Annotated in this window: 16 protein-coding genes; 9 read left to right on the plus strand and 7 right to left on the minus strand. The window is 71.4% G+C overall.

What is annotated here, in order from left to right:
- Positions 1-10 precede the first annotated feature (10 nt).
- From HLB44_RS25185 to HLB44_RS25205, 5 genes are all read left to right on the plus strand, one after another.
- Positions 11-727 carry an RNA polymerase sigma factor FliA gene (locus HLB44_RS25185; RefSeq protein WP_173129082.1) on the plus strand — a complete coding sequence of 239 codons (717 nt, stop codon included), beginning with the start codon at positions 11-13 and terminating at the stop codon, positions 725-727.
- Positions 728-885: 158 nt separating this feature from the next.
- Positions 886-1,341, plus strand: a complete 456-nt coding sequence (locus HLB44_RS25190; RefSeq protein ID WP_173129086.1) for a hypothetical protein — start codon at positions 886-888, stop codon at positions 1,339-1,341.
- Positions 1,342-1,376: 35 nt separating this feature from the next.
- Positions 1,377-1,847, plus strand: a complete 471-nt coding sequence (locus tag HLB44_RS25195; RefSeq protein WP_173129089.1) for a hypothetical protein — start codon at positions 1,377-1,379, stop codon at positions 1,845-1,847.
- 85 nt (positions 1,848-1,932) lie between these two features.
- Complete coding sequence (locus HLB44_RS25200) at positions 1,933-2,877, plus strand: PEP-CTERM sorting domain-containing protein (protein ID WP_173129092.1); 945 nt, start codon at positions 1,933-1,935, stop codon at positions 2,875-2,877.
- 173 nt (positions 2,878-3,050) lie between these two features.
- On the plus strand, positions 3,051-6,557 hold the full coding sequence (locus HLB44_RS25205; RefSeq protein WP_173129095.1) for an ATP-binding protein: 3,507 nt from the start codon (positions 3,051-3,053) through the stop codon (positions 6,555-6,557).
- A 93-nt stretch (positions 6,558-6,650) separates the two neighbouring features.
- Here HLB44_RS25205 and HLB44_RS25210 read toward each other — a convergent pair whose 3' ends face one another.
- Together HLB44_RS25210 and HLB44_RS25215 are read right to left on the minus strand one after the other, a co-directional pair.
- On the minus strand, positions 6,651-8,750 hold the full coding sequence (locus tag HLB44_RS25210) for a TonB-dependent receptor plug domain-containing protein (RefSeq protein ID WP_173129098.1): 2,100 nt from the start codon (positions 8,748-8,750) through the stop codon (positions 6,651-6,653).
- A gap of 66 nt (positions 8,751-8,816) precedes the next feature.
- Positions 8,817-9,437 carry a DVUA0089 family protein gene (locus HLB44_RS25215; protein WP_173129101.1) on the minus strand — a complete coding sequence of 207 codons (621 nt, stop codon included), beginning with the start codon at positions 9,435-9,437 and terminating at the stop codon, positions 8,817-8,819.
- Positions 9,438-9,739: 302 nt separating this feature from the next.
- Between HLB44_RS25215 and HLB44_RS25220 the strand changes: the two genes are divergently transcribed.
- Positions 9,740-11,296, plus strand: coding sequence for a DUF4331 family protein (locus HLB44_RS25220; RefSeq protein ID WP_173129105.1), 1,557 nt, complete (start codon positions 9,740-9,742; stop codon positions 11,294-11,296).
- 19 nt (positions 11,297-11,315) lie between these two features.
- Here the strand turns inward: HLB44_RS25220 and HLB44_RS25225 are convergent, their stop codons facing one another.
- The 4 genes from HLB44_RS25225 to HLB44_RS25235 are packed head-to-tail and all read right to left on the minus strand — an operon-like array spanning position 11,316 to position 13,991.
- Positions 11,316-12,509: an aminotransferase class V-fold PLP-dependent enzyme gene (locus tag HLB44_RS25225; RefSeq protein WP_173129108.1), complete on the minus strand. Its 1,194-nt coding sequence runs from the start codon at positions 12,507-12,509 to the stop codon at positions 11,316-11,318.
- Positions 12,506-12,988, minus strand: coding sequence for a RidA family protein (locus tag HLB44_RS25230; RefSeq protein WP_173129111.1), 483 nt, complete (start codon positions 12,986-12,988; stop codon positions 12,506-12,508). The genes HLB44_RS25225 and HLB44_RS25230 overlap by 4 nt, the downstream gene beginning before the upstream one ends.
- Positions 12,985-13,248 carry a zinc-binding dehydrogenase gene (locus HLB44_RS37425; RefSeq protein ID WP_246312467.1) on the minus strand — a complete coding sequence of 88 codons (264 nt, stop codon included), beginning with the start codon at positions 13,246-13,248 and terminating at the stop codon, positions 12,985-12,987. Before HLB44_RS37425 ends, HLB44_RS25230 begins: the two co-directional genes overlap by 4 nt.
- Positions 13,248-13,991, minus strand: a complete 744-nt coding sequence (locus HLB44_RS25235) for a zinc-binding dehydrogenase (RefSeq protein ID WP_246312468.1) — start codon at positions 13,989-13,991, stop codon at positions 13,248-13,250. Before HLB44_RS25235 ends, HLB44_RS37425 begins: the two co-directional genes overlap by 1 nt.
- 101 nt (positions 13,992-14,092) lie before the next feature.
- Between HLB44_RS25235 and HLB44_RS25240 the strand changes: the two genes are divergently transcribed.
- From HLB44_RS25240 to HLB44_RS25250, 3 genes are read left to right on the plus strand one after another with little or no spacing between them, the layout of a single operon-like run.
- Positions 14,093-14,797, plus strand: a complete 705-nt coding sequence (locus HLB44_RS25240) for a LysR family transcriptional regulator (RefSeq protein ID WP_173129114.1) — start codon at positions 14,093-14,095, stop codon at positions 14,795-14,797.
- Positions 14,707-15,024 (plus strand): LysR substrate-binding domain-containing protein, encoded by a 318-nt coding sequence (locus HLB44_RS37430; RefSeq protein ID WP_173129968.1) that lies wholly within the window; start codon positions 14,707-14,709, stop codon positions 15,022-15,024. The genes HLB44_RS25240 and HLB44_RS37430 overlap by 91 nt, the downstream gene beginning before the upstream one ends.
- Before the next feature lie 19 nt (positions 15,025-15,043).
- Positions 15,044-15,463: a hypothetical protein gene (locus HLB44_RS25250; RefSeq protein ID WP_173129117.1), complete on the plus strand. Its 420-nt coding sequence runs from the start codon at positions 15,044-15,046 to the stop codon at positions 15,461-15,463.
- A gap of 62 nt (positions 15,464-15,525) precedes the next feature.
- On the opposite strand, the gene HLB44_RS25255 is transcribed toward HLB44_RS25250, so the two are convergent.
- Entirely contained in the window at positions 15,526-17,463 is a 1,938-nt protein-coding gene (locus tag HLB44_RS25255; protein ID WP_173129120.1) for a sensor histidine kinase, read from the minus strand.
- Positions 17,464-17,645: the final 182 nt, after the last annotated feature.

Here is a 17,645-nt window from a genome sequence, read left to right on the forward strand (position 1 = left end):
CCTGAACAACATGTACACCGCCAAAGGCCGCCTCGACGCCAACGCGATGCTCAAGCAGTACAGCCCGCTGGTCCGCCGCCTCGCGCACCAGATGATCGCCAAGCTGCCCGCGAACGTCGAGATCGACGACCTGATCCAGGTCGGCATGATCGGACTGTCCGACGCGCTGACCCGCTTCGATGCGGGCCAGGGCGTGCAGTTCGAGACCTTCGCCACCCAGCGCATCCGCGGCGCGATGCTCGACGAGCTGCGCGGCAGCGACTGGATGAGCCGCGGCGACCGCCGCCACCAGCGCTCGATCGAATCGGCGGTGCACAAGCTCGAGCAGAAGCTCGGCCGCGCGCCGAACGAGAGCGAGATCGCCAAGGAAATGGGCCTGACGCTCGCCGACTACCAGGAACTGCTGGGCAAGGTGCGCGGCACGCAGCTGGTCTACCTGGAAGACATGAGCGGCGACGACGGCGACGACGACTACCTCGACCGGCACATCGCCGCCGACGAGACCGCGAACCCGCTGTCGCTGTTGAACGACCATCGCATGCGCGAGGCATTGGTCGAAGCCATCAAGAACCTGCCCGAACGCGAGCAGTACGTGATGAGCATGTACTACGAGCACGACATGAATCTCAAGGAGATCGCTGCCGTGCTCGGCGTGACCGAATCGCGTGTGTGCCAGCTGCACAGCCAGAGCATTGCGCGGCTGCGGAGCAAGTTGCGCGAGTGGTGATCGATCGCAGCCGCCGTCGAGGCGACTGACAACGCAAAAGGCCGGCTTGTTGCCGGCCTTCGTGCTTCTACTTCTGGCGAGGCGCCGACGGCCGCAACGGCGCGGCAACGGCCCACGCCTAGCCTTCGGGGCATTCCTGCTACCCCCGAGGAGCCCCCATGAGACTGATTGCTTTCGCCTTCGCCGCCGCCACTGCGGCAGGCGGGCTGGCCAGCGGCCACGCCGTCGCCCAGTACCAGCCGCAACCGCGGATCCTGTACTCGGCGCCGCTGATGGGAAGCAACTCGTACACCTGCAGCGTGGCCAACGTTTCGGCCAATCCGGTCACGATCAGCCAGTTCCGCTTCGACACGCTGGACGGCCCGATCACCCAGCCGACCACCTGCAATGTCGGCATGTCGACGACGCTTGACCCGGGTGAACACTGCAGCACCACGTTGCCTCTCAACGGCCCCTTTGCAGGCCTCTTCACGGTGGCCTGCCGGATCAGGCATACCGGGGGCGAAAACGCGGTGCAAGGGTCCTTGCAGGGTTTCGGGACCCAACCCAGTGGCGCGCCGTCGCTGATGGGCGTCTCGCGGCTGCAGTCGGTGGGATTCACCGCGGCCCCTTGATCAGCTCTGTGCACCCACCGACGAAAGGACTCTTCATGCGACCGACTCTCATCGCCCTCGCCACCACCGCCGTGGTGGGATCGCTGGCCGGCGGCCACGCCGCCGCGCAAGTCCAGACCCCACCGCCGCCGGCCCAGGCCATACGCATCCTGGTCTCGGAACCGCTGAGGTCAGGCAATTGGTACGTGTGCACCGTGGCCAACGTTTCGGCCAGCCCGGTCACCCTCAGCCAATACCGCTTCGACAGCTCGAGCGGTGCAATCTACGAGCCGTCAACCTGCGGAGCGACACCCGTGACACTCGAGCCAGGCCGGCACTGCTTCACCTCCTTGAGGCTCAGTAGCCTCGAGGCGGGCCTCGCCAGCGTGGCCTGCCGCATCAGACACAGCGCAGGCGAGAACGCGGTGCTGGGGTCACTTCAGGGCTTCGTGGATGGCCCCGGCACCGCGCCCTACCTGATCGGCGTCTCGCAGTTGCGGTGGATCGGGGCGACCGCGGCACCCTGATCCGCCTCTTCGCGCGGCAACGCCGCGGCAACGGCCCGGCCCAAGGTGGGTGTGCGGCTCGTTTTCGTATCCACCGGAGTAACTGATGTTCAAAAACTGCTTGCCGGCTTGCGCCGGCGTCCTGGTTCGGCCTGCCCAAGCCCTGGGTCGGGACGCTTCGAAACGGCGGGCACGAGCCCGGCCCGCCGCAATCCTGTGCGGCGCCCTGTTCACTGCGTTGGCGGTCAGCGGGGCTGGCGTACAGGCCGCGATCGTGAACACGGCGCAGGTGGTGGTATCGCCCAGCTTCATCGGTGGCAGCGGCCCGTTCCACGAAGTGGTCAGCAACCAGTCCGGTGCGGCAAGTCTCAGCGGCAGCGCGACCGGTGGCGGCAACTCCAGTGGCGCTGGCATGACGTACGTCGACTGGGGCGTGGTCAAGCTCTCCGGTGAGGCGTTCGGTTCGCTGAACACCATATCCCGGGGCAGCTTTCGCGACGAGGTCCTGATCACCGCCCCGGGCGTCCCCACCGGCACCTTCGGTACGCTGATCTTTTCGATCATGGTCGACGGGTCGCTGGCCGCCGGTTCGGAAGGCGGCACCGTGGCAAGGTGGCAACTCGATGCCGACCTCGGCGGTGGCGCCTACGACATTTCCGCCCGCGGCAGGCAGAACGGCGCCGAGCTCGGTGGCGCGTACATCGGCAGCCCGTTCGGCGAGTTCAGCGGGACGGGGACGTTTCAGTTCGGCATCGCCTCGCAGCTGCTCGTCGAACTCACGGCCTCCGCGCAGGTCGGCTACAGCCAGACGTCGACCGGCCTGCCCAGCGCGTCGTACGACCTGGCCCACTCGCTGTACTGGGGCGGCATCAACAGCGTCTCGCTCAATGGCGTAGCGCTGTCCGACTACAGCGTCAGCTCCGGTTCGGGCACCGATTACCGCGACTCGATGGTGCCCGTGCCGCAGCCCGTGCCGGAGCCCGCTTCGCTGGGCCTGGCGCTGGCCGGGCTGGGCCTGCTGGCCGGCCGGCCGTGGCGCCGCCGGGGTTGATGTTCGGTTCCGTCCCGTTGGCGTCAGCGCAACGCTGGCCCGAATCGGGCGTTCGTGGCGGCCGGTGGAATGGAACCCGACGCTGAGTTGCGCGCCGAAGTCCGCACCGGGAAGTGGCAAGGAGTGAGGCAGTCGATGGCCTGCGACTGCGCACCCGCTGGCATGATCGCCCCATGCTGGCGCTCGAACTGCTCGGCCCCATGGCGCTGCGCCGCGATGGCCGGCCGCTGCCGTTGACAGTCAAGAAGACCCAGGCGCTGCTGGTTCTGCTGGCGCGCGGCGGCGTGCAGCCGCGCCTGCGCATCGCGGCGCTGCTGTGGCCCGAGCTCGACGAAAGTACCGGTCGGCGCAACCTGCGGCGCGAACTGGCCCGCTTGCGCGACGCCGGCGCGGCCGACGCCGTGGCGGCCGATGGCGACATGCTGGCGCCGGCCGACGAGCTCGTCATCGACAGCCGGGTGTTCGAGCACGGTCTCGCCGACGGCCGGCCGGACGACGCGCTGGCACTGTGGCGTGGCCCGCTCGCCGATGGCCTGGTGCTCGATGACGCAGCGCCCTTCGACGAGTGGCTGGCCCAGCAGCGCGAGAGCCTGCAACGCCTGCGCCAGCGCGCGCTGGAAGCCTCGGCGCAAGCGCATGAAGCGCGCGGCAACGCTGTTGCCGCGCTGCAGCGCATCGAGACGCTGCTCGCCGAAGACCCGCTGCAGGAGCAGCGCCACCGCGATGCGATGCGCTTGCTGGCCGCCTGCGGCCAGCGCGAGGCGGCGCTGGCGCAGTACACGCGCTGCCGCAGCCTGCTGCAGCAGGAGCTGGGTCTGCAGCCGATGGCCGAGACCGAGGCGCTGCTGGCAGCCTTGCGCGGCGGCGCCGCGATGCCACAGCAGTTGCCGCCGCAGACGCGGCCGTTGCCCCCGGCGGTCGCCGGCCCGGCCGCGCTGCTGCCCGAGATCCTGCCATTCGTCGGCCGCGAAGCCGAGCTGGCCTGGCTCGAAGGCGCCTGGCGCACCGGCAATGCAGTGCTGGTCGAAGGCGAGGGCGGCTTGGGCAAGACCCGGCTGGTGCTGGACTTCGTGGCCGCGCAGGGCCCCTACGCCGTCTGCCGCTGCCGGCCGGGCGACAGTGAGGTGCCGTACGCCGCCTTCACGCGCGCCCTGCGGGCGCTGGCAGGTCCGGCACCGGTGCTCGACGGCGTGCCGCGTTGGGTCGCCGACGAATTGGCGCGTCTGCTGCCCGAGCTGGGGGTTCCGCCGCCGGCCATCCGCTCCGGCGACGAACACAACCGCTTCTTCGAGGCCTGCGCGCAGGGCTGGCAGCTGCTGGCGGGCGAGAACTTCGACGCTGTCGTGCTCGACGACTGGCACCATGCCGACACCGCCAGCCACAGCCTGCTGGCCTTCGTCGCTCAGCGCCGGCGCGAGTTCGGTTGCCGCGGTGCGCGCGAATGCGTGGTGCTGCGGCCCGAGCTGGCGCCCGAGGCTATGGGCCGGCTGACCGACGGGCTGCAGGCGCTGACGCTGCGCTTGCCGCCGCTGGACGAGGCGGCAGTGTTCGATCTCGTGCGCCTGCTTTCCGGTGCCAGCGGCCCGCACCGGTTTGCTGCCCGGCTGCGCCAGGCCACCGCCGGCAACCCGTTTTTCATCGCCGAGACATTGCGCCACCTGGCCGAGCAGCAGTGGCTGGCCGCCGACGCCGGTGGCGTCTGGTACACGCCGTTCGACGATGCGATGCAGGACTATCACGAGCTGCCGGTGCCGGCCAGCGTGCGCGAAGCCGTGCTCGGCCGCGTCCAGCGTCTGGGCGCGGCGAGTGTGCGGGTGCTGGAAGCGGCGGCGCTGGCCGGTGAGCCGTTCGCGCCCTTGTTGCTGGCGCCGGCCTGCGCGCTGTCGGAGCTGGCGGTGGTGCTGGCGATCGAGGCAGCGGTGGCTGCTCAGCTGCTGCGCGAACACGAGTCAGGCGGTTTCGCCTTTGCGCACGACCAGGTGCGGCAGGCGCTGGAAGCGTCGCTGACGCCCGAGCGCCGGCGCCTGGTGCACCGCCGCCTGGCGCTGGCAGCCGTTGCGACCGATGCCGACCCGGCCCAGACGGCGGTGCATTTCGAGTCCGGCGGCGAACCGGCACGCGCGGTCGCGCTGCGGCTGGCGGCGGGTGACGCTGCGCGGCGCCTGTTCGCCAACCCGCAGGCCCACGAGCATTGGCAGGCCGCGTTGGCTGACGGGCCCACGCCGCGGCAGGCGCTGCAGCTGCAGCTGCGCTGCGCCCAGGTGCAGGCCGATCTGGGCGACGGACCCGGGGCGCTGGAGCGCATCAGCGCATTCGACGGCCTGTCGGTCAGCGCCGGCCTAGCGTCAGAAGAGAGCGGCCCGATGCTGCTGGCGGTGGCCGAGCTCGAGGCCGATCTGCAGCGCGCCGCGGCGGCGCTGCTGCGCATCGATGCCTTGCTCGCCGGCCCGTGCGACGCCGCTCTGCGCGCCAAGGCCTTGCGCGTGCGCGGCCACGCGCTGGTCAAGCTCGGGCGCATCGATGACGCGCAGCAGGCCTTGCAGGCGGCGCTGGACCTGGCCGCCAGCGGCCCGCTGGAGCAGTTCGCGCTGCTCGACACGCTGGCCATGATCGAGTACCAGCGAGGCAACCCGCTGCGCGCGCTCGCGCTGGTGCGCCAGGCCACGGCCTTGTCGAAGGCGCACGGTGATCGGCGCGGCAGCGTCATCGGCCACCACCACACCGGTGTCCTGCTGATGATCCTCGGCGAGGTCGACGCCGCCTGGGCCGAGCTGGAACGGGCTCGGGTGATGGCCGCCGAGATGCACCTGATCGAACAGGAACGCGACGTCATCCTCAACCTGATCAAGATCCACGCCGACCGCGGTGAGGTCGGGCGGGTGCTGGCGCTGGCCGACGAAGCCTGGCGACTGTCGCCCGCTTTCGCGCGGCCGCGCACGCGGCAGAGCCTGCTGCAGGCGCGTTTCCATGGCCACAGCGTGCTCGGACAGCTCGGGCCGGCACTGGCCATCGCCGAGCAGGTGCTGGCCGATGCCGAACGCGAGCCGGAGCCGCATGCCTTCCAGTACGCGGTGCTGGCGGTGCTGGACCTGCTGGTCTTCCTGGGCGATTTCGACCGCGGCCGCGCGCTGCTGCAGCGGCTGGCCGGCCGCGGCACCGATCAGATGGCCTACCTGGGCGTCAAGGTGGCGTTCAACCAGGCTTTCCTGGAGACGCGCGCCGGCAACCCGGTGCTGTCGCGGCACCTGTTGGCCGAGGTCCGTCTGCGTGCGACGCTGGAGGAGCCCCAGGATCGCGCGACGCTGGCGCTGCGCGAGGCCGAGTTGCAACTCGCCGAAGGTGACGCCCGCGCCGCGCTGGCCAGCCTGGAACCGTGGCGCGACGCGGTGCCCAACGTCGAGTTGCTGGCGCTGATCTGGGCCGTGCGGCTGGCGGCCCAGCAGCGTCTGGGCGAGGTGGCACAGGCCGACTGGCAGCAGGCGCGCGCCGCGCTGGAAGCCGGCCGCATGCCGGCGCTGGAGGCCCTGGAGCTGCAGCGTGCGCTGCTCGCCAGTGCGGCGTTGCCGCACGATGCACAAGCGCTGGCCGCGAGCGTGCAGCAGACCACCGCGCGCCTGGCCGACAGCCTGGCCGACTGGCCCGACCATCGCGCGCGTTTCCTGGCACGGCTGGCCGGCTGAAGGCGGCGGGCGTCGCCGCATCACCCCAATCGCCCTCGAGCAGCTCGCAGCAGCGCTGGTACTGCGCCAGCGCTGCGCCGGCCCCCGGCGCCGCTACGGGCGATACATCGTCTGAAGGTAGAACGAGCGCGGCGCCATCGGCAGGTCGTTGGGAATCGACAGCCCGGGCGCCAGCGACGGCTCACGCACGTCGGCGTTGAACAGGTTTCGCACCGAGGCGGTGACTTCCCACCCGAGGCTGCTGCGGCCGCTGCGCAATGTCATGTCAAGCGTCGTGTAGTCGCGGATCGCCGGCCGCGCATCGCCGGCTGCGCGCCGGCGGCCCGCCACGTGATTGACTTGCGCGCCGAGCAGCCAGCCTCCGGCAAAGCGCCCGTCCGAGCGGATGAACAGATGGTGGTGCGGTGCATGGCCGGCATCCCGGCCGCTGGCCGTGTCGATCGAGCGCTGCAAGGCGTAGTGGCCGGCGATGCGCCATGCCCGGCTCGCATCCCAGTTCACTTCCACTTCGGCGCCCCGGCCGCGCTGGCTTCCGGTGTTGTTGAACAGGCTCGCTTCCGACAGGCGGATGATCTGCCCCATGTCGTAGCGGAACAGGCTCAGGTTGACCCGCGTGTCGGGCCTTGCGTGCCATGCCAGGGCTGCTTCCAGCGTCTCGATGGTTTCCGGCCGCAGGTTCGGATTGCCGCGGTTCACCGGGTTGTTGATGCTGTAGAGCTCGATGAACGACGGGGCGCGGAATGCCCGCCCGTACAGCAGCTTGGCCGTGAGGTCCAGCCGCGCATCCCAGACCAGCGCGACGCGCGGATTGGTGGTGCCGCCGAAGTCCGAGAACTGATCGTGTCGCACGCCTGCGGTGAGCGTCCAGTCGCGCGCGAAGCTCCATTCGTCCTGCGCGTAGAAGTAGCTCAGCCTGCGGCGCTGCGGCGCGAGGAACGAGTCCGCCACCGGAAACTCGATCACCGCGGCGCCGGGCGTCGGCGTGGGCAGGCCGGCGAACGGCCCCGAGCTGATGAAGCTGAAGTTCTTGAGCTCCTGTGTCCGGTACAGGTCGAGGTCGTCGTGCCCCGCGCCGAGCCGCAGCTGGTGGTGGATGAACCCGGCATACGTGGCCACCGCCGACAGCCGGACATGCCGCTCCCAGAGGTTCGGCGCGCCGAACATGCCGTTGGGGAACGCGCCGCCGAACGCGCCGGGCGGGAACAGCTGCAAGGGCTGCGGGAACTGCTGCGTGTGGTACAGGGTGCTCGCACTGAAATCCGCGCGCCAGTGCTTCGCGATCTCGACATCGCTCCAGGAGAGATCGGTCGTCGCGCGCACGGTCCTGGCCCGGCCGACCGGGTCGAGCGCGCTGGCCACGCCCGGCCCCACGCCCCCGTTGTCGCGCAGCTTGTAGCCGGCACGCAGGCGCAGCTTGCCGCGGGCCAGGTCGAGGCTGCCGTCGAGCGCGTCGTAGAAGGTGTTGACCGGGCCCGGCGCCAGGCTCGCCCGCGTTCCAAAGAGTGAATCGAGAAGGGTCTGGGCGTCGGCCGCGACGGTGCGCCGCCAGCCCTCGGTGCGCCCGACGCGCAGGTAGGCCGCCACGTCCAGCTCGCCGAGCTTGCCGCCGTACTGCATCCACCCATCGCGGCTGCGGAACGACCCTGCGCGCGCGCCGAGCTCGATGCCGGGCGTCTCGGCGGCGGTCTTGGTGACGATGTTGATGACGCCGGCGTACGCGTCGGCGCCGTAGAGCGCGGAGCCGGGGCCGCGGATGACTTCGAGGCGCGCGATGTTCTCCACCGGCTGGCCGTACCAGACGTTGCCGCGGTTGCCGAAGAACAGCGTCGTCATCGGCACGCCGTTCTGCAGCACCAGCGTCTGCGCGTTGAAATCGCTGTGGATGCCGCGAATCAGGTACTGCGGCGCATACGCCTGCACGCTGCGGCTGACATGCATGCCCGGGACGGCTTCGAGCGCTTCATCGAGATCGACGGCGCCCATCGCGGCCATGTCGGCCGCCGTGATGACGGTGGCCACGGCCGGCGCGCGGCGCAGCGGCTGCGGGCGGCCGGTCACGATGCTGATCGTCGAGCGGTCGCCGAAGGCCATCGACAGCTCGTCTTCCTCGACCATCGATTGCGCTGCCAGGCTGCCCGCCTGCAAGGCCACCGCCCATGCGAGTGCCTGCGAGACACAGGTCGAATGGCGCATCCTCGGCCTCCTTCTCGGCGCTGCCGGCGAAGGATGCACCAGCCGCCCGAGCGGATCAAGGCGGCGTCAGCCCAGTCCGGTCCGTCGCCGCCCGGCCGGGCGGCCTGCCGCGGCGCCCGCTGCCGCGGCGGCCAGCGCCAGCAGTGCCAGCGCCAGCGAGCTCGGCTCGGGCACGCTGACCGCGGCGTCGACGCCCAGGATGTCCAGCGCCCAGGCGGCGCTGCGGCCGTCGAAACCCGTGTTGCCCGCGCCGAGGAAGCCGTCGCCCAGCGTCGGCCCGATGGCGAAGTTCGCGAACTGGCTCAGCGCCACCGTGTAGGTGCCGCTGGGCAGGCCCGTGACCGCCAGCAGCGCATCCAGCGCCGAGCCGGTCGCGGGATCGGTGGCCACGCTGGGGTCATCGTCATTGGACGTTAGCAAGATCGCGCCGATGCCGTTGCCCAGGAACAGGCTGACGATCGGATCGAAGCCGCCGGCGGCGATCGTGTCGCCCGCCGCGTTGATCCCGCCGGCATACGACCAGGTGCGCAGCGTCACGTCGGCGGTGGTGGCCAGCGTGAAGCTGAAGGTCTGCACGTCGTTGTCGCCCGCCAGGTTGCCGGTGAAGGACACGTTCGCGGCCCAGGCCGAGACGCTGCCCGCTGCCACGGCTGCCGCCGCCAATGCGGTTCTCAGAGTTCGCTTCATGGTTGCTCCGTCAGCCGGCCGGGCCGGCCGCATGTGTGGATGAAGGCGCCACCAACCGACACCCCTGTCCGGCTCGATGGCGGGTGGTGATACGCACGGCGGCCGCACACCGGATGCGCTGCGGCATGGATCCCCCCACGGACGTGGGGGGTGCGGAAATTCCGCCGCGCCGCCGCATCCGCCGCCGCAGGCGCCGCGTACAGCAGCAACCACGGCCCACGGTTCGTCGAGCCCGGGCAGTGCGCACGCACAGCTTCCGCGTTAGGAGGCTGCGGCATCAACCTTCTCGAGGAACTGAATCCATGACTCCGATCCGCAAGAACCCGCGACGCTGGATTCGCCGCATCGCCGCGCTCGCGCTGGCCGCCACCGGCATTGCCGCGCAGGCATCGAGCCACCGCGAGGCGCTGGCCGTGTTGAACGAACCCTGCGCCGACAACACCGACACCTACGCCTGGGTCAAGCCGGGCGCGCACGACAAGCTGTACCTGATCATGAACTTCAACCCGCTGCACGAGCCGGGCCAGGGCAACCAGGGTCTGCGCGCGTGCAACGGCTACCGCTACCAGTTCCACATCGGCATGGGCACGAGCCTGGCCGACCGCGTGGTCTATCGGGTGGAGTTCAAGAACACGCTGGTGCCCGAAGCGGCGCCGAGCCCGAGCGATCCGCTGGGCGGCGGCAACGAGCTGCTGTGGCAGCTGACCGGCGGCACTGAGACGATGAAGGTCACCCGCATCGTGCGCTCGGGCCGGCCGATGCCCATCGACGAGGCCGACCCGACCCGCACCACGGTGCTGGCCGACAACCTGCCGGTGCTGCCCAACAACCACGGCCCGCAGACCGACCGCCTGATCTACGGCCTCGGCACGTTCCAGGGTTACGACTCGGGCGACGCCACCAGCCGCGAAGTGGGGCTGTACGACCAGAGCTTCGTCGACCGCTTCATCCATTCACTGGCCAACGGCGGGCGCGTCATCGCCGGGCAGTTCGACGATCCCTACCAGCTCGACGAGAAGGGCGTCTTCGATCTCGTGAACCTCAACCGCGACGACCTGGGCGGCATCCCCGGTGCGCGCCGGCCGCCGGGCAAGGACGTGTTCACCGGCTTCAACGTCTTCTCGATCGCGCTCGAGGTGCCGATCACCGATCTGTTCCCCGGCGGCATCCCGCACAACGGCACGCTGGTGGCCAATTCCACCGACAGCCTGCTGCGGGTGCACTCCAGCATCAACCGCCAGCGCGTGCAGACGGTCGACATGGCCAACGCCATCACCGGCCTGAAGGGCGCGGGTGACTGGGTGCAGGTCGGCCGCAACGGGCTGCCGCTGTTCAATGCCGGCCTGGTGGGCACGCAGCGCCACACGCTGTACCTGCGCTCCGGCCCCGAGCGCGACATCACCAACTTCGGCGCCGACGTGCTGTTCCCGGTGCTGGTGCGCAACGCCGACGCGCTGGGCATCTACCGCGCGCTGGGCGTGCCGCAGTCCGCGGTGAACACGCTGAAGGGCCCGCGCCTGGACATCGTCAACGCCATCAACCTGGGCCGGCCGATTCCGGTGGCCGACGGCTTCACCGGCGACGTGATCACGCTGGACGCGGCCATCGATTCGAGCTTCCCGAACGGCCGCCGCCTCGGCGGCGGCACGGCGCCGAACCGCAACCAGGTGAACGTGAACACGGTGCTGATCAGCCTGATCGTCGCCGGCAACCCGGCCGCCGGCCTGGCCAAGGGGGTCGAGGTCAACGACAAGGACTACCTGAGCCGCTTCCCCTTCCTGGCCCCGGCGCACCAGGGCCTGCTGCAGGGCCATGGCGGGATCAACGTGCCGACGGTGCCGGACATTCCGACGCCGTGACCTGCGCGGCAGCGCGCGGTCAGACGTGAGACGTCAGGCGCGCGGTCGCGGCCAGCAACTGCTCGATGTCCTGCTGATCGTTCAAGGTCGACAGCGACACCCGCACGATGCTGTCCAGGCCGCGCGCGCGCACGTCGAGCGGCGTGTAGCGCACGCCGTTCGCGCCGACACGAATGCCTTGCTCTGCGAGGCTGGCCTTGACCTGCATCGCATCGATCCCGTCGACGGTGAACGAGACCAGGCCGGATTGCGTGCCGCTGCCGAGGTCGCACAGCTGCACACCGGGTACCCGCCGCAGCGCTTCGCGCAGCTGCGACGCGAGCGACTGGATGCGCGCTGCGATGCGCTCGACGCCGATCGCCAGCGCCAGCTCGATCGATCGTTCGAGCCCGAGCCACAGCGCCACCGGTTGCTCGCTGGTCTCGAAGCGCCGTGCGTCGTCGCGCAGCGGCGAGCCGTCGGGCGACCACGGCGCCGACAGCACGTCGACCCACGGCGGATCGAGCCGTTCGAGCAAGCCGCGCCGCACGTACAGCAGCGCCGTGCCGCGCGGCCCCCGCAGGTGCTTGCGGCACGCGCTCTTGAGGATGTCGCATTGCAGCGCCTCGACGTCGATCGGCAGCTGGCCGAGCGCCTGGCCCGCATCGATGAAATAGGGCACGCCGGCAGCACGCGTGATGCGGCCGATCGCCGCGGCATCGTTGATCAGGCCGCCATTGGCCGGCAGCCAGGTCAGCGAGACGAGCTTCACGCGCTCGTCGATCAGCGCGGTGAGCGCCTGCGCATCGACGCTGCCGTCGTCGCGGCAGGGAATCGCTTCGACGCGCGCACCAGCGCGCTGCGCGGCACGTTCGTAGGTCGCCAGGTTGCCGCCCCATTCCTGCCGCCCGACGAGGATGCGGTCACCCGGGCGCAGCGGCGGCAGCGCAGCGAACGCCGCGCCGAAGGCCGCCGAGCCGCTGCCGGCCAGCGCGATCTCGTCGGGGCGGGCGTTCAACAGCCGCGCCGCGCCGTCGCGCAGCGCCTGCAGCCGCGGCGCGACCGCGGCCTCGGCGTCCATCGCGCCGCAGCGCGCCTCGAGCCGCAGGTGATCGCTGATCGCCGTGTGCGCGGCCTGCGGCATCAGCGACGCGCCGGCATGGTTCAGGTGCACGGCGTCGCTCAAGCCGGGCGTCGCCGCGCGCAGCGTCTGCAGCTCGGCTGATCCGATCATGGCCGCGTACTTTCGCTGGCAGGACGCAAACGCAGCAGCGCGTCGACCTCGACCGCCGCACCGGCCGGCAGGCTGGCGACGCCGATCGCCGTGCGCACATGGCGGCCGCGCTCGCCGAGCGCCGCGACGAGCAGGTCCGACGCGCCGTCGGCGACGCGGCTGTGGGCGTCGAAGCCGGGGGCCGCGGCGATGAAGACGCCCAGGCGCAGAACATGCTCGATGCGCTCGCTGGCGCCGTCCAGCGCCGCATCGATCGCCGCCAGCAGATGCAGCGCGGCCTGCTGCGCCTCGTCGCGCGTCGCTTCGACCGACAGTCCGGCGCCGACCGGTCCGGCCTTGGCCGCGCCGACGCGCCCGATCTGCCCGGCCGTCAGCAGCAGCTCGCCGCCCTGCAGGCTGGTGAGGAAGTTGGCCACCGGCGGTTCAACGGCGGGCAGCGTGTGGCCGAGCTCGGCCAGGCGACGGGACAGTGCGCTCATGGGGATCCTTTCGGGTCAGGGAAACAGATTCGATCCAGCGCCGGCGCGACCACCAGCAGCAGCTTGCCGTGCGTGCCGCGCCCGGCCAGCGCGCGATGCGCATCGGCGGCGCCGGCCAGCGGGAACTGGCGATCGATGCGCAGCTGCACCGTGCCGGCGGCGAGCGCGTCGAACACCAGCGCGGCGCGCTGGCGCAGCGTGTCGGAGTCCGCCACGTAGTGCGGCAGCCGTGGCCGCGACAGCGTCAGGCTTTTCTGCATCAGCGCCAGCACCTCCGCGGTGCCGGCTGGCCGCTCGCGGCGCCGAACAACACCAGGTGGCCGCGCGGCGCCAGCGCCGCCAGGCTGCCCTCGAAGGTCGCGGCGCCGACCGAATCGAACACCCCCTTGACACCGCGGCCCTCGGTGCGCAGCAGCAGCTCGGCGCACCAGTCGGCGCCAGCGTCGTAGCGCAGCGGCTCGACGCCGATGCCACGCAACCAGGCCGCCTTCTGGTCCGACGAGACGGTGCCGAACGCACGATGGCCACGGGCCTTCAGCCACTGCACCAGCCAGCCGCCGACACCGCCCGCCGCGGCATGCACCAGCACCGCATCGCCAGGCGCGAGGCGGGCGACATCGTGCAGCAGCATCAGCGCGGTCAAGCCGTGTTCGAGCGCGGCGGCCGCGTCGCGCAAGCTGATGGCGTCCGGCACGCGCACCAGGTGCTCGGCGGGCACGGCGAGCTGCTCGGCGTAGCTGCCCTGCACGCCGGTGGTGAAGGCGACGCGGTCGCCGCGTTGCCAGCCGCTGCCGGCCGGCGCGGCCGCGATGCGGCCGCTGCCTTCGAGCCCGGGCTGCAGCGGCAGCATCACGCCGGGATAGCGGCCCTCGCACTGGTACAGGTCGACGAAGTTGACGCCGGCGTAGGCGATGTCGACGAGCAGCGCGCCTTCAGGCGGCGGCAGCTCGTTGAGCTCCAGCTGCTCCGGTCCGCCGAAGCGGTGAACGACGATGGCTTTCATGCGGTGGGGGACCTCGCTTGCACAATGCGGCGCGATCATCCCGGCCGCCGGCGGCGCTGAACAGCGAGGCCTTGGCACATTGACCTTGAGGATTTCGCACCATGCGCGACCGCTTGCCGCCGCTGTTCTCGCTGCAGGCCTTCGAAGCCGCGGCGCGGCTGGGCAACTTCTCGCGCGCTGCGGCCGAGCTGAAGCTGACGCCCGGCGCGGTCAGCCGGCAGATCCGCCAGCTCGAGGACTGGTGCGCGCTGACGCTGTTCGAGCGCCGCGGCCCGCAGGTGCGCCTGACGCGCGATGGGCAGGAGCTGCTGGGGCGCCTGGGCGCGCCACTCACCGCGCTGCATGAAGCGGTCTACCCGAGCGCCGACGCCGCCGCGCAGACGCTGCAGATCGAGACACTGGCGTCGACCGCGAAGGCCTGGCTGCTGCCGCGCTTGCCGGACTTCGTCGCGCGCCATCCGCAGGTCGCGCTGATCGTGCAGACCGACTACGCGCTGATCCGCCCGCCGCCGCGCGTGCCGATGGTCGCGCTGCGCCATGGCGCGCAGCCGGCGGGCGACGAGTTGGCGAGCGAGCGGCTGTTCGAGGACCGCCTGCTGGCGGTCGCCGCCCGGGCCGGCTGCAGGCCCTCGACGCGGATCTCCGGCGCTGGCCGGCACGCACCTGGCTGCAGCACATCAGCCTGGACGGCCGCGCGTGGTTCGACGCCGCCGGGCTGCCCACGGACTTCGAGGCCGCCGGCCCGGCCTTCAACGACGCCGACGTCGCGCTCGATGCCGCGCAGCACGGCCTCGGCGTCGCGCTGACGCGGCTGTCGCTGGCCTGGCCGCGGCTGCAGTCAGGCCAGCTCGTGATGGCCAGCCCGGTGGTCTGCCGCGCGCCGCGCGACAACTGGCTGATCCTGCGCGAGGACAGCGCCGCGCTGCCCGCGGTGCGGCACTTCGTGCAGTGGATCCGCGGCCAGGCGGCGGACTGGCGCGCGCAGATGGATCAGTTCGACGCCGATGCGTTACCGTCGCGCCCATCGTCGTAGCGTGGGAAAGGGAGTGCGCATGTCGGATTCGAACTCGGACCGCAAAGGCCTGCTGAAGAACATCGTCGACGGCGCCAAGAGCGTCACCGGGCTGGCGAGCAGCTCGCTGTCGGGTGCGGCCGATGCCGTCGCGCGCACGCTGCCCGATGCGCGTTCGATCAAGCAGGGCGTCGGCCGCGCGTTGATCGTCGGCGGGCGCACGCTCATCGATCCGAAGGTCGTGGTCGGTGAGTTCGCGGTGCAGATGGGCGAGCGGCTGGCGGCAGCGGCGCCCGACGACGACTGGCTCGCCCTGGCGGCGGTCGACGATGGCTTCGCGGTGCTCGCCCGCGGCCCGGAGTCCGACGTGCGCACGGCCATCGAGGGCGCGCGGGCCGAGGGCGCCTCGGTGTTGTTGTGCCGCGTCGTCGCGGCACACGCCGGCGCTTCGGGTCGTTGACCCCGGATTTCAGGACGCCGCGGCGCTAACGAACGACATACGCGGCCAGCGCGTCGACTGCGTCACGCCGGCTGGGCCCGCGGGCTGGCGGCGGTCTCGCGCGTCTTGTCGGCCGCCGTGTCGGGCCGCACGGCTTCGCGCTGCCCGAGCGTGAACTCGAACACCGCGCCCACGCCGGGCGCGCCGCTGGCGCTGATCGTGCCGCCGTGGCGCTGCACGATGCGCTGCACGATCGTCAGGCCGATGCCGTTGCCGTGGAAGTCGTCGTTGCGGTGCAGCCGCTGGAAGGGCTGGAACAGGCGCCCCACCAGCTCGGGCTCGAAGCCGGCGCCGTTGTCCTCGATGCGCAGCAGCAGCTGGCCTTCGGCATCGCGCTGGCCGCTGAAGGCGATGCGCGGCCGCGGCACGCGGCGCGTGAACTTCGCGGCATTGCCGAGCAGGTTCTGCAGCACGATGCGCAGCTGCTGCGGCGAGGCCCAGACGACGAGCGCGGGCTCGATCTGCCAGTCGACCGGCGCCGCGCGTTCGAGCACCGGCAGCTGCGCGATGACCTCCAGCGCCAGTGCGCTCAGGTCGACCGCCTGGCGCTCGATCGCCGCGCTCGACGAGCGCGCCAGCTCGAGCAGCGCTTCGAGCGTCGCCAGCATCTCCTGCGCGGCGCGCGACTGCAGGTCGAGCAATTCGCCTTCGCCCGCATCGAGCCGCGCGCCCAGGCGCTGGCGCAGCAGCTCGGCCAGGCCCTGCACATGTCCGATCGGCGTGCGCAGCTCGTGCGCCAGCTGGCGCGCGAAGGCATCGAGGTCGCGGTTGGCGAGCTCGAGCTCGCGCGTGCGCGCAGTCACCGCCAGCTGCAGCTCGCGGTTGTGGCGCTGCAGCATCTGCTCGGTCACCTTGCGCAGCGTGATGTCGCGGCCGACGCCGTGGTAGCCGACGAACTCGCCGCTGTCGTCGAAGCGCGGCGCGCCGGCCAGCGAGAGCCAGATCGTGCGGCCGTCGTCGCGCTGCACCGGGAACTCCAGCGCGCGGAAGGGCTGGCGCATGTCGAGCTCGTCGCGGTGCAGCGCCCATTGCTCGACCGCCAGCGCATCGGGATAGGCTTCCCAGCGCGTCTTGCCGACATTGCGCAGCACCAGGTTGCCGAAGCGCCGCAGCATGTCGGCCGATGGCTGCGGGAAGCGGTGCTGGTCGTCGGTGATCCAGTACCAGTCGGCCGACAGCCCGGCCATCACCGCATAGCGCTGCTCGCTGGCCTGCAGCCGGCGGAAGGCTTCCTTGTTCGAGGTGATGTCGCGCGCCACGCCTTCGTAACCGCCGAACAGGCCGTCGCTGCGAAAGCGCGGCCGGCCCGAGAGGGCGATCCAGCCGCGTTCGCGCGCGCCGAGGCCGCTGATCGCGATCTCGACGTCGCGGAATTTCTCCTGCCGTTCGAGCAGGTCGTGGAAGCTCGCCCAGCCCATCGCCGGCGGCTGCAGAAAGGCCAGCTCGTCGTGGCGCCGGCCGAGCAGGTCGCCCAAAGCGCGGCCGGCGGGCTTGGCGATCGGCGCATCGGCCGAGAGGTTCGACAGCTTGAAGCGCTGGTCGATCTCCCAGTACCAGTCGGTCGACATCTCGACGCGCGCGCGCCAGCGCCGCTCGCTCTCGCTGATCACCCCTTCGACCTGCTCCGCCAGATCGCCGAAGGCCGACGGCACCGCGCGGCGCGGTTCACGCAGGCCGGCAACGGCCGTTTCCCATTGGCCGCGCCGCAATTCCTTGGCGGTCTGGCGCAGCGTGTGCGCGGCGAAGCGTTGCGCGCGCCACAACACGCCGGCCAGCGCGCCGAGCAGCAGCAGGCTCACTGCGCCGGCGATCAGACCCCGCTGCAGCGCGGCGGCCGGCGCACCGGCGAAGGCCGGCGCCAGCCACCACAGCGCCGCCGCGGCGGCCAGCGCCGCGCCGACGCCCAGACAAGCCGCACCGAGCCGCAGCGCGGACGTCGATGACGCCGTGTCTGCGCGCAACGGAGAGGCGCTGTCGGACCAGGGCAAGGTTTCGCCGCCCGGGTCCGCAGGCAAAGCCTGGCGTCCGCGTGTCTTCAATGCTGTGATCCCCAGAACGACCTGTCATCGCGCGGCTGCTGCGTTGGCCGCCGCTGCGTGTCGAAATGTACGTGCTCCCGCCCCAGCTGTCGATTTCGCCCCGC

Origin of the sequence: Pseudaquabacterium terrae (genome assembly GCF_013266755.1) — a bacterium.
Lineage (GTDB): Bacteria > Pseudomonadota > Gammaproteobacteria > Burkholderiales > Burkholderiaceae_C > Pseudaquabacterium > Pseudaquabacterium terrae.